General features: G+C 69.6%; 11 protein-coding genes. 6 read left to right on the top strand and 5 right to left on the bottom strand.

Annotated features, from left to right (window positions below; translation table 11 throughout):
- Positions 1 to 74: 74 nt before the first annotated feature.
- From IAI59_RS13645 to IAI59_RS13630, 4 genes are all read right to left on the bottom strand, one after another.
- Positions 75 to 1,451 (bottom strand): MFS transporter, encoded by a 1,377-nt coding sequence (locus IAI59_RS13645; protein ID WP_237181029.1) that lies wholly within the window; start codon positions 1,449 to 1,451, stop codon positions 75 to 77.
- Between the two features lie 202 nt (positions 1,452 to 1,653).
- Complete coding sequence (locus IAI59_RS13640; protein WP_207419682.1) at positions 1,654 to 2,847, bottom strand: OmpA family protein; 1,194 nt, start codon at positions 2,845 to 2,847, stop codon at positions 1,654 to 1,656.
- A gap of 308 nt (positions 2,848 to 3,155) precedes the next feature.
- On the bottom strand, positions 3,156 to 3,731 hold the full coding sequence (locus tag IAI59_RS13635; protein WP_207419683.1) for a DUF924 family protein: 576 nt from the start codon (positions 3,729 to 3,731) through the stop codon (positions 3,156 to 3,158).
- Complete coding sequence (locus tag IAI59_RS13630; protein ID WP_207419684.1) at positions 3,728 to 6,613, bottom strand: FAD-binding and (Fe-S)-binding domain-containing protein; 2,886 nt, start codon at positions 6,611 to 6,613, stop codon at positions 3,728 to 3,730. Before IAI59_RS13630 ends, IAI59_RS13635 begins: the two co-directional genes overlap by 4 nt.
- Positions 6,614 to 6,752: 139 nt before the next feature.
- Between IAI59_RS13630 and IAI59_RS13625 the strand changes: the two genes are divergently transcribed.
- From IAI59_RS13625 to IAI59_RS13610, 4 genes are all read left to right on the top strand, one after another.
- Positions 6,753 to 7,937, top strand: a complete 1,185-nt coding sequence (locus IAI59_RS13625) for a pyridoxal-phosphate-dependent aminotransferase family protein (RefSeq protein WP_207419685.1) — start codon at positions 6,753 to 6,755, stop codon at positions 7,935 to 7,937.
- A gap of 52 nt (positions 7,938 to 7,989) precedes the next feature.
- Positions 7,990 to 8,298 (top strand): DUF1244 domain-containing protein, encoded by a 309-nt coding sequence (locus IAI59_RS13620; RefSeq protein WP_207419686.1) that lies wholly within the window; start codon positions 7,990 to 7,992, stop codon positions 8,296 to 8,298.
- Between the two features lie 116 nt (positions 8,299 to 8,414).
- Positions 8,415 to 8,717 (top strand): DUF2312 domain-containing protein, encoded by a 303-nt coding sequence (locus IAI59_RS13615; protein WP_207419687.1) that lies wholly within the window; start codon positions 8,415 to 8,417, stop codon positions 8,715 to 8,717.
- 168 nt (positions 8,718 to 8,885) lie between these two features.
- Positions 8,886 to 10,001: a Gfo/Idh/MocA family protein gene (locus IAI59_RS13610; protein ID WP_207419688.1), complete on the top strand. Its 1,116-nt coding sequence runs from the start codon at positions 8,886 to 8,888 to the stop codon at positions 9,999 to 10,001.
- A 29-nt stretch (positions 10,002 to 10,030) separates the two neighbouring features.
- On the opposite strand, the gene IAI59_RS13605 is transcribed toward IAI59_RS13610, so the two are convergent.
- Complete coding sequence (locus tag IAI59_RS13605) at positions 10,031 to 11,746, bottom strand: AMP-dependent synthetase/ligase (protein WP_237181030.1); 1,716 nt, start codon at positions 11,744 to 11,746, stop codon at positions 10,031 to 10,033.
- A 122-nt stretch (positions 11,747 to 11,868) separates the two neighbouring features.
- Between IAI59_RS13605 and IAI59_RS13600 the strand changes: the two genes are divergently transcribed.
- Both IAI59_RS13600 and IAI59_RS13595 read left to right on the top strand, forming a co-directional pair.
- Positions 11,869 to 13,731, top strand: a complete 1,863-nt coding sequence (locus tag IAI59_RS13600; protein ID WP_207419689.1) for a M3 family oligoendopeptidase — start codon at positions 11,869 to 11,871, stop codon at positions 13,729 to 13,731.
- Complete coding sequence (locus tag IAI59_RS13595) at positions 13,724 to 15,094, top strand: ABC1 kinase family protein (RefSeq protein ID WP_207419690.1); 1,371 nt, start codon at positions 13,724 to 13,726, stop codon at positions 15,092 to 15,094. The genes IAI59_RS13600 and IAI59_RS13595 overlap by 8 nt, the downstream gene beginning before the upstream one ends.
- The last annotated feature ends 34 nt before the right edge of the window (positions 15,095 to 15,128 follow it).

Below are 15,128 nucleotides of genomic sequence, written 5' to 3'. Positions count from 1 at the left end.
AGGCATGCGATGGGCGCAGGGTGGGGCTTCGGCGCGGCGGTTCCAAGAGGCGGCGGCGGAAGGTGACGCAGAGGTCACGCACGCCGGGTCGCCGCCAAACGGCTGAGGCTGACCACGGCGGCCAGCGCCGCGACGGCGGCGCCGATCATCATGGCGAGGGAAGCGCCATCCTTGCTGCCCAGCAGCGGGCTGAGCGCCAGCCCGGCCAGCGCCGCGCCGGTGGTCTGCCCCAGCAGCCGGGCCGTGGACAACATGCCGCTGGCGCCCCCGCTCCGCTCGCGCGGGGCGGAAGCCAGCAGCACCCGGTTGTTGGGGCTTTGAAACAGGCCGAAGCCCGCGCCGCACAGCGCGACCCGCCAGCCGATCTCGAAGGCGCTGGGCGCGGAGGGAAGGGTGGCCAGCAGCGCCATGCCGCCAGCCAGCAGCGCCAAGCCGACACCGCCCAGCAGGCCGGGGTTGATGCGGTCGGCCAGCCGCCCGGACAACGGCGCCACCACGATCAGCACCAGCGGCCACGGGGTGATCAACAACCCGCTTTCCACCGCCGAACGCCCGAGCGCGTGCTGGAACAGGAAGGGCATGGCCACGAAGGCCAGCATCTGCGCGGTGAAGGAGCAGATGGAGGTGGCGATGGACAGTGCGAACACGGGAATGCGCAGCAGGTCCACCGGCAAGAGGGGCGAGGGCCGCCCGGCCTGCCGCCGCACCAGCGCGAGCCCGAAGCCCAGAAAGCCCGCGACGAACAGCACCACCACCCACCAGGCGGCGCCACGGGTGAACTGTTCCAGGCCGAGGGTCAGCAGCCCGAAGGTGGCGGCGCTGAGCAGCGCGCTGGCGGCATCGAACCTGCGGCCACTGCGGTGGGTGCGTGGCAGGAACCGTGACAAGGCCAGCGCGGCCAGCCCCAGCGGCAGGTTGATGGCGAAGATCCAGGGCCAGTGCGCCACGGCCAGCACCGCGGAGCCGACGGGTGGCCCGGCGACCGAGGCGGCCGCGACGATCAGCGCATTGGTCCCGACGCCGCGCCCCAGCAGGGCCTGCGGCCAGATGTAGCGGATCAGCGCGGTGTTGACGCTCATCAGCCCGGCCGCCCCGAAGCCCTGGATGGCCCGGGCCGCGATCAGCGACGGCAGTGAGCTGGACAGGGCACAGGCTACCGAGGCGGCCGTGAACACCGCGAGCCCCACTGTATAGACCCGCTCGTGCCCCACCTTCTCGCCCAGCGAGGCGAAAGGCAGCAGCGAAACGATGGTGGCGATCTGATAGGCGTTGACCACCAGGATGACATCCGATGGCTCGGCGCCGAGATCGCGTGAAATGGCGGGCAGGGCGACGTTGGCCACCGAGCTGTCCATCACCGCCAGGGCGATGGCGACCGCGATGGCGGCCATGGCCCAAAGCCGCTGGCCCGGCGGCAGTCCATCGGGCGGCGCGGAATGGGTCTGGCTCATGCGGCGTGGTCCTTGCACATCAGGCCGGAAGCTTGCCCCGCTCCCCGCGGCAAGGCCAGCATGGGCCAGCTCTGCGCGTCACGCATCGCGGGCCGGACGGTCCCATAGCGTCGGCAGGCGCGCGGACACGAAAAAGGGCGCCTTGCGGCGCCCTTTTCCTTGGTCGAGCGGAGGGCCAAGACCCTCCGTCCGTCCTGCGTGATCAGCGCAGGACGATCTCGACGCGGCGGTTCTGCGGCTCGCGCACGCCATCGGCGGTGGCGACCAGCGGACGGCTCTCGCCGAAGGCCTGCACCGAGATGTTCGAGCGCGACACGCCCTGGCGGGTCAGCTCGGCAGCGACGGCGTCGGCGCGGCGCTGCGACAGGCGCTGGTTGTACTGCGGCGAGCCCGAGCGGTCGGCGTGGCCGGCCACTTCGATGCGGGTCGTCTGCACGCGGCCAGCGTTCTGCGCGGCTTCGGCGATGATCTGGCGGGCACGGTCCGTCAGGTCGGCGCGGTCGAAGTCGAAGAACACCAGGTAGGTGCGGGTCGGGGCCGGCGCGGCGGCGGGGGCGACGGGCGCCACCGGAGCCGGCGCAACCGCGGCCGGGGTGTACAGCGCGTAGCGAACACCGATCAGGGCGGAGTGGTTGTGCGCCTGGTCGACTTCGAACTTGCCGGTGGCAACGGTCGCGCCGGTCGGGGTGCGCACGTCACCGTCGTACTTGGACTGCAGGGCGCCCGTGTAGCGGTACTCGGCGGTGATCGACAGGCCCGGCACCGAGGTGATCGGGAAGGCGAGACCGGCGATGCCCTGGTACGCGAACTGGCCAGCGGTGTCGTTGATCGACACGGTGTTGCCGTTGGCGGCAGCGCGGCTGCCCTTGGCGTCGATGTCCGTCCACATGTAGCCAACGCCACCACCGATGTACGGCACGACGGCGACCGGCATGGTCGGGAACCACTGAGGCAGCTGGAAGTCGTAGTAGACGTTGGCCATCACGCCGTACTGCTGCACTTCGCCGTCGAAGTTGCGGAAGTTGGACGTGGCGACGCCACCGTTGCGGCCCGGGAAGCCACCGAGCTTGTCCAGCTCGTTGTAGCGGTAGGAACCCTCGATCTCCGTGCGGAAGCCGTTGCCGAAGCCGTAGCCGAGCGACAGCACGCCGACGCCGCCCTCGTTGAAGTCCAGGTTGCCCTGGCGGCTGGCGCGCGTGGCGTCGAAGTACTGGGCGTTGCGGCCCTCAGCCGTCATGTTGTTCTGGCCGTAGTGGTTCCAGCCAGCGCCGGCGCCGAGATACACGCCGGTGATCGGCTGCGCAGCGGCGGTCGGCAGCCAGGAGGACTGCGCCATGGCGGCGCCGGGCAGGGCGACCGCGGCGGTCGCGGCAAGCAGCAGGTGACGGAAGGTCATGATCGTTTTTCCTCAGCGAACCCAGTGTGCGGGCAAGTGGAGAACCCGGGTTGCATGGGCCAGTTGCTTTATTTCGGTTGAATGAAGATCACTGTGGCAGAAATGCCATACTTCCTGCGAGGCACGTTGTAGATCAACGGTTTGGGGCTCGGAGGGGTGGCGTTTATCCTGGAGTCACAGCTTCTCACTCGCTTGCCATATGCCTCGAACGAGGCCGTTTGGACCAGCAGCACCAGCATAGGTTGCGATGACATCGGCGTGATGATCGTGAAACGCGGGGCAGGTCTGCGTGCAAAGCTTAAGCTCGGTCAAAACCCGGCGCTAGGCTGCGCCAGGTAGACTGCCTCGGCCGGGGTGTCCTGGCGCGCGAGCGCGGCGTTGCGGTGTGGAAAGCGCCCGAAGCGGTCGATCACGCGCCGGTGGCGCCACGCATAGTCGATGCTCCCGCCGGCGGCCCGCGCCGGGGCATGGTCGCGCAATCCCTCGAACAGGGCGACGGACAGGTCCTGGTCCGCCATCGTTTCGGCGTGCTCGAAGGGAAGATAAAAGAAGCTGCGCGCCGCGGGGGGTACCGCCAGGTCCTGCTGCCGGCGCAGCACGGCATCGCGCGCCACGGCGCGGGCATGCGGGTCGGAGGCGAAGGCCTCGGCCCGGCCCCGGAACAGGTTGCGCGGAAACTGGTCCAGCAGCACCAGCAGGGCCAGCGTGCCCTCGGCATCCGCCCTCCAATGGTCCAGCTGTCCGTCACGCGCCGGGCCGACCAGGGAGCCGAAGCGGCGGGCGATCTCGGCGTCGAACGCCGCGTCCTTCTGGAACCAGGCGGGGCGGGCGGTCGCCATGTCGCCGGCGAACCAGAATTGCAGGACGTCGCGCGCGGTGTTCATGGCGCCACCGCGCGCGCCAGCAGGCGGATGGAATGCACCGCCTCGCGCCCCGACAGGTCGCGGATCTGGTGGCGGCAGGAGGTTCCGTCGGCGACGACGGCATCCTCCGGCGCCGTGGCGCGGATGGCGGGCAGCAGGGACAGCTCGGCCATGGCGCGGCTGGCATCCTGGTTCCGGGCCTCATAGCCGAAGCTGCCGGCCATGCCGCAGCAGGAGGAGGCGATGGGCGCCACCGCCAGCCCCGGCACCTGCTTCAGCGCCTTCACGGCGGGGGCGAAGGCACCAAAGGCTTTCTGGTGGCAATGCCCGTGGACATGCGCCTGCGCTGTGCCGATGGGTCGCAGCGGCAGGTCCCGCCCGGCCAGGAACTCGCCGGTCAACCGGGCGCGGGCGGCGAGGCGGGTGCTGGCCTCGCCCGGCAGCAGGGACAGGAATTCGTCGCGCAGCGTGGTCAGGCAGGATGGCTCCAGCCCGATCACCGGCGCGTCGGACTGCGACAGGGCGTCGAGCGTCCGCTTCGCCTCGGCGCGCGCCTCGTCCACCATGCCGGCGGCGAGGTAGGTGCGGCCGCAGCACAGCGGCCGGCCGTCCGGCGCGGCGGCCGGTGTCACGGAGCAGCCGGCGGCGGCCAGCACCGTCACGGCGTCGCGCAGGTTTTCCGGCTCATAGTAGCGGTTGAAGGTATCGGCGAAGAGGATGACCGCCTCCTCGCCGCCGGGGCGGTTCGCCTCGGCATCGCGGAACACGTCCCGGCGGAAGCGGGGCAGGGCGCGGCCGGCGGCGAGGCCGAGGGCGCGCTCGGACAACCTCGCCAGCCCGGGAATGCCATCGCGCGCATTGGCCAGCCCGGGCAGCCTCGCCGCCCAGGGTGCCCAGCGGGGCAGCTCGGCAATGATGCGGTCCTTCAGCCGGATGCCGTGCTTCTGGGCCCGGGCATGCGCGGCCTCGATCTTCATCTTGGCCATGTCCACGCCGGTCGGGCATTCGCGCTTGCAGCCCTTGCAGGACACGCAAAGCGACATCGCCTCCGCCACCTCGTCGCCCGCCAGGGCGTCGGGGCCGAGCTGGCCGGTGAGCGCCAGGCGCAGCGTGTTGGCGCGGCCGCGCGTCAGGTGCTGCTCGTCCCGCGTGATGCGATAGGACGGGCACATCACATCGGCGTCGAATTTCCGGCATGTGCCGTTGTTGTTGCACATCTCCACGGCGCCCAGGAATCCGCGCTGCGGGCCGGGCCAGGCGGACCAGTCCAGCGCCGGCTTCACCGCCGGGTCCGCGGCATATTCCGGCGGGTAGCGGAACAGCGTGCGGTCGTCCATGCGCGGCGGGCGCACCACGCGGCCGGGGTTCATCAGCCCCTGCGGGTCGAAGGCATCCTTCACCGCCTCGAAGGCGCGGACGATGCGGGGGCCGAACATGCTTTCGTGGAACTCGGACCGGACGATGCCATCGCCATGCTCGCCGGAGTGGCTGCCCTTGTATTCGCGGACCAGGGCGAAGCATTCCTCGGCGATGGCACGCATCTTGGCCACCTCCGCGCCGTCCTTCATGTTCAGAACGGGGCGGACATGCAGGCAACCGACGGAGGCATGGGCGTACCAGGTGCCCTTGGTGCCATGCTTCTCGAAGACCTCGTTCAGCCGCTCGGTGTAGTCGGCGAGGTCGGGCAGGTCGACGGCGGTATCCTCGATAAAGGAAACCGGCTTTCCGTCGCCCTTCATGGACATCATGATGTTGAGCCCGGCCTCCCGCACCGCCGCCACCTGCGCCTGGAAGCCGCTGTCGATCACGCGAACCACGGCATCGGGGTAGCCGAGGTCGCCCATCATCTCCTCCAGCCGGTCCAGCTCGCGCGCCAGGGCCGCATCCTCCTGGCCATGGAACTCGACGATCAGCAGGCTGTCCGGCTCGCCGCGCACGATGCTGTCGATGGTGGCGCGGTAGATCGGGATGGAGCGGCCGAGGTCGATCATGGTGCGGTCCACCAGTTCCACCGCCTCGGGGTTCAGCGTCACCAGGTGCTGGCTGGCGGCCATGGCGGCGCGAAACGTCGGGAACTGGCAGATGCCCAGCGCCTTGCGCGGCTTGATCGGCCAGAGCTTCAGATCAATGGCGGCCGAGAAGGCCAGCGTCCCTTCGCTGCCCACCAGGAGCCGCGACAGATTGCCGCGCCCGGCCGGCGTCAGCGCCTCTAGATTGTAGCCGCCGACGCGGCGAAGCTGCTTCGGGAAGCGTTCCGCGATCTCCGCCGCCTCGCGCTCGCCTAGCGCGTGGAGCGACCGCACCAGGGCCGCGACCTCTGGCGGCATCTCGCCCGGTGCGTCGTCGAAGGCGAAGCGGGTGCCGGAAGGCAGGATGGCGTCGATGCCCAGCACGTTGTCCGCCATCAGCCCGTAGCGGATCGATTTGGAGCCGCAAGAGTTGTTGGCCGCCATGCCGCCGATGGTGCAGCGCGCCCAGGTGGAGGGATCGACCGGGAAGAACAGTTTCTCGCCCTTCAGCGCGTCGTTCAGGGCGCCCAGCGCGATGCCGGGCTGCACCCGCGCCATGCCCGCCGCCGCATCGACCGCCAGCACCTGCCGCAGGTGCTTGCTGCAGTCGATCACCAGAGCGCGGTTGACGGTCTGGCCGCACTGGCTGGTGCCACCGCCGCGCGCCAGGACGGGCACGCCCGCCTCGCGGCAGATGGCCATGGCCGCCTCCACGTCCGCCACCGTGCGTGGCACCAGAACGCCCACCGGCTCCACCTGATAAATGCTGGCATCCGTGCTGTAGCGGCCGCGGTCGGCGGGGGAAAAGCGAACCTCGCCTTCCGTTTCACGCTTCAGGCGGGCGGCCAGGGCGGGGTCGCCGGGCAGGACGCGGGAGGTGGTGATGGCGTTCATGGCATTCCCTTTTGCCCGGATGCTACCCGGCGGAAAGGCGCCTGTCCGATCTATAATGCTCATTGATCCGACAAGCCGAACTCATTGGCTCGGCGCATGGATGGCGGCTACGGCTGTGCCCCAGGGAGAACCGAGCACCATGGCCTATTTCCAGTCCAAGCCCACCGCCGGGCGGCATTTTCTGCAGATCCCGGGGCCGTCCAACGTGCCGGACCGCGTGCTGCGCGCCATGGACAACCCGACCATGGACCATCGCGGCCCCGACTTCGGCCTGTTCGGCAAGCAGTTGCTGGAAAAGGTGAAGCCGGTGTTCGGCACCCGGGGGCCGGTGATCATCTACCCCGCCTCCGGCACCGGCGCGTGGGAAGCGGCGCTGGTCAACACCCTGTCCCCCGGCGACGCGGTGCTGATGTGCGAAACCGGGCAGTTCGCCGCCTTGTGGCGCGAGATGGCCGAGCGGCTGGGGCTGAAGCCCCTGTTGATCGAAACCGACTGGCGGCGTGGTGCCGACGTGGCGGCGATCGGCGAGCGACTGCGGGCCGACACGGGGCACGCCATCAAGGCCGTGGCGGTGGTGCACAACGAAACCTCCACCGGCGCCACCAGCCGGATCGACGAGGTGCGCGCCGCCATGGATGCGGCGGGCCACCCCGCGCTGCTGCTGGTGGACACCATCTCCTCGCTGGGTTCGGTCGAGTACAAGCACGACGAGTGGGGGGTGGACGTCACGATCTCCGGCTCCCAGAAGGGGCTGATGCTGCCGCCGGGGCTGTCCTTCAACGCCATCTCGGACAAGGCGCTGAAGGCGGCGGAAGGGGCGAAGCTGCCGCGGTCCTTCTGGGACTGGCGGCCGATGCTGGCCAGCAACGCCACCGGCTACTTTCCCTACACCCCCGCCACCAACATGCTGTACGCGCTGGATGCGGCGCTGGACATGCTGCAGGAGCAGGGGTTGGACGACGTCTTCGCGCGGCATGAGCGCCATGGCGAGGCTACCCGCCGCGCCGTGCGCGCCTGGGGCCTGGAAATCCAGTGCGAGGACCCGCGCCATTATTCCCCCGTGCTCACCGCCGTGCGCCTGCCGGAAGGCCATTCCGCCAACGGGCTGCGCGCCGCCATCCTGGACAAGTTCAACATGAGCCTGGGCAATGGCCTCGGCCGGCTGAACGACCGGGTGTTCCGCATCGGGCACCTGGGCGACATCGGCGACCTGCAGGTGATGGGTACGCTGACGGGGGTGGAGATGGGGCTGCGGCTGGCCGGCGTGCCGCATCAGAGCGGCGGTGTGCAGGCGGCCATGGACTACCTGTCCGGCAACGCTTGAACCGGGCGGCCCTCCCGCCCCACCTGTCGCGGTGACAAGGAGGGCCACGCCCATGACCACCGAGATCGACGCCGCCACCCGCACCGAGCTGGAAGCCGCCGCCTTCCGCCGCCTGGTCGAGCACCTGCGGGAGCGGACGGACGTGCAGAACATCGACCTGATGAACCTGGCCGGGTTCTGCCGCAACTGCCTGAGCCGCTGGTACCGCGAGGCGGCGGAAGGGCAGGGCATCCCGCTGCCGGATGCCGAGGCGCGCGAAACGGTCTACGGCATGCCGTACAAGGAATGGCAGGCGAAGCACCAGAAGGCAGCCAACCCGCAGCAGCAGGCCGCCTTCTCCAAGGGCGACCACTCCCACTGAGCCTTGGGCGGCGCGATTGCCGCCCCCGGTCCGCCCGGCTATATCCCGGCCCCCGGCGCCTTCATGGCGCCGGTCTTGTTTGGACGTGTGTTTCGCACCTTGGCCGGAGACCCCTGATGGACGAATTCGACGAACAGGACGCGAAGGCCAGCCGCGACCGCCAGGCGGCCGACCCAGAAAGCGAAGTCGGTGGCATCGCCGCCGACCGCCTGCGCTCGATCATCGAGCGGGTGGAGCGCCTGGAGGAAGAGCGCAAGGCGCTGGCCGACGACATCAAGGACATCTTCGCCGAAGCGAAGTCGGCCGGGTTCGAGGTCAAGGTGATTCGCCAGATCATCCGCATCCGCAAGCAGGAGCCGGCGGATGTGGAAGAGCAGGAAACCCTGCTGGACCTGTACCGCCGCGCGCTGGGCATGTGACCGGGCCGGGGAGGGCGGCTGTCCCTCCCCGGCCATTCGCGATGTCGCCCCGCTCCCCGGACGGGGCCGCCGCAGGACGGGGCGGCCCGCGCCGTGCCCGGCGGCGGCAACCCCCCGACGAGGCCCCGCGTTGGCCCGGCGACCGGGTTCATTCAGTGGGGTTGCATCATGTTCGGGTTCAAGAAGAAGATCCGCTACGCCGTGGTCGCCGGCGGGCAGATCTCGCAGCAGGCCTTCATGCCGGGCATCGCCCGCACCAGCAATTCCGAGCTGGCGGCGCTGGTCACCGGCGATCCGGTGAAGGCGGACAAGCTGGCCAAGCTCTACGGCATCAAGGCGTGGTCGTATGAGCAATACGACGCGCTGCTGGCGTCCGGCGAGATCGACGCCGTCTACGTCGCCACGCCCAACTTCCTGCACCTGAAATACACCGTCCCGGCGCTGGAGGCCGGCATTCACGTGCTGCTGGAAAAGCCGATGGCGTCCAGCGTGGCGGAAGCCGAGCAGATCCTGGCGGCGCAGCAGAAGTCTGGCGCCAAGCTGATGATCGCCTACCGCCTGCACCATGAGCCGGGCACGGTGGAGATGATCACCCGGGCCCGGGCCGGCGAGTTCGGCGACCTGCGCGCCTTTGTTTCCACCTTCGCCCAAAACGTCGCGGAAGCGAATTCACGGGGGCACAACGGCTACTGGGGCGGCCCGGTGCCGGACATGGGCACCTATCCGCTGAACGCCGCGCGCAACCTGTTCGGCCTGGAACCCATTTCCGTGCACGCGGTGGGGACCAAGACCCCGGGCCGCGGCTTCAACTTCCATGACACGGTGGCGGTCACGCTGCGCTTTCCCGGTGACCGGCTGGCGCAGTTCACCGTCAGCTACGCGACCGCCCCGGCGGAGTTCTTCGACCTCGCCGGCACCGAGGCCAGCATCCATGCCTCGCCCGCCTTCATGTTCGGCCCGACGACCGGTATCGAATATGTCGAGAAGACCAAGAATGGCGAGAAGACCCACAGCTTCGATCCGGTGGAGCAGTTCGGCAACGAAACGCAGTATTTCTCGGATTGCATCCTGAACGACCGCCATCCGGAAGCCGATGGCGAGGAAGGGCTGTTCGACATGCGGGTGCTGGAGGCGGTGGAACGCTCGCTGGACAGCGGCGAGACCGTGACGCTGGAGCCGGCGCAGCGCAGCCGCTCCGTGCAGCCCGATCAGGCGCTGAAGCTGAAGCCGGCCAAGGAGCCCAGCGAAGACGAGATGATCAGCATCATCCCGCAATCGGCCTGATCAGCCTCCGGCCCGCGCATCGGGGCTGGTCAGCGGTAAAGGCTGTCCAGCACCGCGGCGTGGGCCGTCAGCACGGCGCGGCGCTTAATCTTCATGGTCGGCGTCAGCAGCCCATCCTCGGCGGTGAAGGGCGGCATCACCTTGCTGAAGCGGATACGCTCGATGGAGGACAGGCGGGCGTTCACCCGCTTCACGGCCTCCGCCACCTTGTCCTGCATGCCGTCCGCCGGCACCAACAAGGCGGCGATGCCGGGGCGGCCGTCGCCGGCCACCACGGCCTGGGCGATCTCGGGCTCCGCCATCAGCATGCCCTCGATCCGCGCGGGGCTGACCATGTCGCCCCCCAGGGTCTTGATGATGTCGCGCTTGCGGTCGGTGATCCGCAGGTAGCCGTCGTGGATCTCACCCACGTCGCCGGTGTGCAGCCAGGGGTCGCCGCCGTCCGGCAGTTCCACCAGTGCCTGGGCGGTGGCGTCCGGATTGTTCCAGTAGCCGTCCATCACCAGCGCGCCCCGGACCAGCACCTCGCCATCCCCGGCGATGCGTGCCTCCACGCCGTCCAGCAGGCGGCCGACGGTGTGGCGGCGGTTGTCCCACGGCAGGTTGACGCTGATCACCGGCCCGGCCTCGGTCTGGCCGTAGCCCTGGATCACCGGCAGGCCGAGCGCGATAAAGAAGCCCGACAGGCCCGGGTCCAGCCGCGCGCCGCCGGATACCAGCGCCGCCACCTTGCCGCCGAAGCGCTCGCGCGTCTTGTTGCGCACCAGCCGGTCCAGAACGGCATCCTCCAGCCGCTCCAGCAACCCGAGCTTCGGCCCGTCCATGCGCCGCAGCCCGAGCGCCAGGGCCCGGTCGAACAGCTTGCGGGCCAGCGGCTTTTCCTTTTCCAGCCCGGCCAGGATGCGGGCGCGCAGCACCTCGAACAGCCGGGGCACGGCGGTCACCATGGCGGGGCGGATGCTTTGCAGCTCGGCCGCCAGTTTCTCGGCGCCACGGCTGTACACCACCTCCAGCCCGAAGGACGGCAACAGGAAGTTGCCCACCGTGTGCTCATAGGCATGGCTCAGGGGCAGAAAGGACAGGTAGCAGGACCCTTCCGGCATGTTCAGCTTCTCGATGAAGCCGGCGATGCCGTGGCGGTTGGCCAGCATGGCCCTGTGCGGCAGCATCACGCCCTTGGGGGTGCCGCCGGTGCCGGAGGTATAGATCAGGCAGGCCAGCCGGCCGGGCGGGATGTGGTCCACCTCGGCCACCAGCATGGGCAGGTCGGCGGGGGTAGCCAGCAACTCGGCCCATCCCACGCCGTCGCCGGGCTCCATCTGCACCAGGACGTCGAGCCCGTCCGGCCCCGCCGCGTCGCGCACCGCCCGAGCCAGCTTGGCGGTGGAAACGACGGCCACGCGCGCCCCTGAGTCGCGCAGGATATGCGCGTGGTCGGCTGCCGTGTTGGTGGTGTAGGTGGGCACGGACACGGCGCCGATCGCCATCACGGCGGTGTCGGCGATGATGAATTCCGGCCGGTTTTCCGACACCAGCAGCACGCGGTCACCCGGCGAAACGCCGCGCGCCCGCAGCCCGGCGGCGACGGCGGCCACGGCCAGGGCGTATTCGGCCCAGCTTGTGCTATGCCAGGCGCCGTCCCGCCAGAACCGCAGCATCGGCCGCTGCGGCCAGCGCCGGGCGAGGGACAGCATCATGCCCGGCAGGCTGTTCCAGGCGGGGTCCGTGGCGGTGCTGTCGGCCAAGCGTAGCTCCCTGTCTTCGCGGATCGCGGCGGTTGTTTTGCCGGCGTGTGGCGGCGGGCGCTTGGCCTGCCGGTCATTGGGCTTATATCGGGAGGGACAGAACCACAACCGCAAGGCGTACCGTGCAGTTCACTCCCGACAGCCCGCTTCCCCGCGACACCGAATCCCGCAGCCAGGCCGTGGGCGGGGAAGGCAGCCTGCCGGTCTGGGACCTGTCGGACCTGTATGCCGGCCCCGCCGATCCGGTGCTGGAAGCCGACCTGCAGCGATCCACGGCAGAGTCCGCGGCGTTCCAGGCGGCTCATGCCGGCAAGCTGGCTGACCTGCCCGGCGACGCCCTGGCCGCCGCCATCGCCACCTATGAGCGCATCGAGGAAGTGCTGGGGCGGATCATGTCCTATGCCCAGCTGGTCTTCGCGGGCGACGCGCAGGATGCCGCCAACGGCCGCTTCTACCAGACCATGCAGGAGCGGGTGACGGCCATCTCCTCCAACCTGCTGTTCTTCACGCTGGAGCTGAACAAGCTGGAGGAAGCGCCGCTGGAGGCCAAGCTGGCGCAGAGCCCGGCGCTGGCGCGCTACCGCCCCTTCCTGCGCGACCTGCGGGTGTTCCGCCCGCACCAGCTGTCTGACGAGGCGGAGCGCCTGCTGCATGAGAAGGAGGTGACGGGCCGGTCGGCCTGGAACCGCCTGTTCGACGAGACGGTGGCCGGCATGGAGGTCAAGGTCGGCGAGGAAACGCTGAACGTGTCGGCCGCGCTGAACAAGCTGTCCGACCGTGACCGCGGCGTTCGCGAAGCTGCGGCCCGCGGTGTTTCGGCCGCCTTCGGGGCGAATGCCCGGCTTTTCACGCTGATCACCAACACCCTGTCCAAGGACAAGGAGATCGTGGACGGCTGGCGCAACTACCCACGCCCCGGCAGCAGCCGCAACCGCGCCAACATGGTCGAGGACGAGGTGGTGGACGCGCTGGTCGGCGCCGTCGTCGCCTCCTTCCCCCGGCTGTCGCACCGCTACTACGCCATGAAGGCGAAGTGGCTGGGGCTGGATAAGATGCAGCACTGGGACCGCAACGCCCCCCTGCCGGACGAGGATGACAGCGAGATTCCGTGGGACGCCGCGCGGGACCGCGTGCTGGCGGCCTATTCCGGTTTCGACCCGCAGCTCGGCAGCATCGGCAAGCGTTTCTTCGACCGGCCCTGGATCGACGCGGCGCTGCGCCCCGGCAAGGCCAGCGGCGCCTTCGCGCACCCCACCGTGCCGGCCGCGCACCCGTATCTGCTGGTCAATTACCACGGCAAGTCGCGCGACGTGATGACGCTGGCGCATGAGCTGGGCCATGGCGTGCATCAGGTGCTGGCGGCCGACCAGGGCTACCTGATGTCCGGCACGCCGCTGACGCTGGCCGAGACGGCCAGCGTGTTCGGCGAGATGCTGACCTTCCGCGCCGTGCTGGATGCCGAAACGGACCCCCGCCGCCGCCGCGCCCTGCTGGCCGGCAAGGTGGAGGACATGCTGAACACGGTGGTGCGCCAGATTGCGTTCTACCGCTTCGAGACGCTGCTGCACGACGCCCGCCGCAACGGCGAACTGTCGCGCGAGGAAATCGGCGCGCTGTGGATGCAGGTGCAGGTGGAAAGCCTCGGCCCGGCCTTCGAGTTCACGCCGGACTACGAGATCTACTGGTCCTACATCCCCCACTTCGTGCATTCGCCGTTCTACGTCTACGCCTATGCCTTCGGGGACTGCTTGGTGAACGCGCTGTATGGTGTGTTCCAGGATGGCAAGGTGGCCGACTTCCCTGCCAAGTACCTTGAGCTTCTGCGGGCCGGTGGCACGCTGCGGCACCAGGAGCTGCTGGCCCCCTTCGGGTTGAACGCCGCCGACCCCGCCTTCTGGCAGAAGGGGCTCGATGTCATTTCCGGCTTTATCGACGAACTGGAACGCGCCGACGGGCGCGACGAACTGGAGCGCGCGGATGGCTGAGGATCGCGAGGGTCGCACCCTCTTCGGCGAGGTGCGGCGCATGGCGCAGACCTCGGGCGCCGTGGGGGGCATCGCTGCCCGCATGGCGGGGGCCCGCTACCTCGGCATCAAGACCGACAAGGCAAACCACGCCAACGACCTGAAGGCGCTGCTCGGCGGGCTGAAGGGCCCGCTGATGAAGGTGGCGCAATTCCTGTCCACCGTACCCAATGCCCTGCCGCCGGAATACCAGCAGGAGCTGGCGGCGCTGCAGGCCAATGCGCCGCCGATGGGCTGGAACTTCGTGCGCCGCCGCATGGCCAGCGAGCTGGGGCCGGACTGGCAGTCGAGGTTTCGCTCCTTCGGGCAGGAGGCCGCCGCCGCCGCCAGCCTGGGCCAGGTGCACCGCGCCACCCTGCCGGACGGGCAACTGGTGGCCTGCAAGCTGCAGTACCCGGACATGAGCAGCGTGGTGGAAGCCGACCTGCGCCAGTTGAAGCTGGCCATGGGGCTGTTCGCCCGCATGGACGACGCCATTCAGCATGACGACGTGTATCTGGAACTGAGCGACCGCCTGCGCGAGGAGCTCGATTACGAGCGGGAAGCCGCCCAGATGCGGCTGTACAACCGCATGCTGGAAGGCGAGTCCGACGTGGACGTGCCGATGCCGGTGGAGGGCTACTGCTCCAAGCGCCTGCTGACCATGTCCTGGCTGGACGGGCGGCCGATCCTGGAGCGGCTGGCGGAAGGCCCGTCGCTGGAGGAGCGCAACGCGTACGCGCGCGCGCTGTTCCACGCCTGGTACACGCCCTTCTACCGCTTCGGCGTCATCCACGGGGACCCGCATCTGGGCAACTACCAGGTGCGGCAGGCCAGCGGCGATGCGCCGGCGGGCATCAACCTGCTGGACTTCGGCACCATCCGCGTCTTCCCGCCACAGTTCCTGACCGGCGTCATCACGCTGTACGAGGCGATGCGCGACGGCGACAAGGACAAGGCCGAGCAGGCCTATCGCGACTGGGGCTTCACCAACCTGACGCGCGAAAAGATGGAAGTGCTCGACCTGTGGGCGCGCTTCCTGCACGAGCCGCTGCTGGACGACCGGGTGCGGCCGATCCAGACCGGCGGCGACCCCGACTTCGGCCGCAAGGTGGCGGCGGAGGTGCATGCCGGGCTGAAGCGCACCGGTGGCGTGCGCCCGCCGCGTGAGTTCGTGCTGGTGGACCGCAGCGCGGTGGGCCTCGGCAGCGCCTTCATGCGCCTGGGCGCGGAGCTGAACTGGCACCGCATGTTCAACGAACTGATCGCCGGCTACAAGCAGGAGGACCTGGCGAACCGGCAGGCGACCGCGCTCAAGGAAGCGGGCGTGCCGCCGACGGTCTGAGGTCGGCTGGGGACCCATCTCCAGCCACTCCGCC

It is taken from the genome of Roseomonas haemaphysalidis, assembly GCF_017355405.1.
GTDB classification, from domain to species: domain Bacteria; phylum Pseudomonadota; class Alphaproteobacteria; order Acetobacterales; family Acetobacteraceae; genus Pseudoroseomonas; species Pseudoroseomonas haemaphysalidis.
Note: the sequence above shows the minus strand (reverse complement) of the source record. Positions and strands in the feature narration are given on the sequence as shown.

Coding starts and splice junctions, on each gene's coding strand:
- IAI59_RS13645 (WP_237181029.1), bottom strand. CDS start 1,451: ATGAGCCAGACCCATTCCGCGCCGCCCGATGGACTGCCGCCGGGCCAG.
- IAI59_RS13640 (WP_207419682.1), bottom strand. CDS start 2,847: ATGACCTTCCGTCACCTGCTGCTTGCCGCGACCGCCGCGGTCGCCCTG.
- IAI59_RS13635 (WP_207419683.1), bottom strand. CDS start 3,731: ATGAACACCGCGCGCGACGTCCTGCAATTCTGGTTCGCCGGCGACATG.
- IAI59_RS13630 (WP_207419684.1), bottom strand. CDS start 6,613: ATGAACGCCATCACCACCTCCCGCGTCCTGCCCGGCGACCCCGCCCTG.
- IAI59_RS13625 (WP_207419685.1), top strand. CDS start 6,753: ATGGCCTATTTCCAGTCCAAGCCCACCGCCGGGCGGCATTTTCTGCAG.
- IAI59_RS13620 (WP_207419686.1), top strand. CDS start 7,990: ATGACCACCGAGATCGACGCCGCCACCCGCACCGAGCTGGAAGCCGCC.
- IAI59_RS13615 (WP_207419687.1), top strand. CDS start 8,415: ATGGACGAATTCGACGAACAGGACGCGAAGGCCAGCCGCGACCGCCAG.
- IAI59_RS13610 (WP_207419688.1), top strand. CDS start 8,886: ATGTTCGGGTTCAAGAAGAAGATCCGCTACGCCGTGGTCGCCGGCGGG.
- IAI59_RS13595 (WP_207419690.1), top strand. CDS start 13,724: ATGGCTGAGGATCGCGAGGGTCGCACCCTCTTCGGCGAGGTGCGGCGC.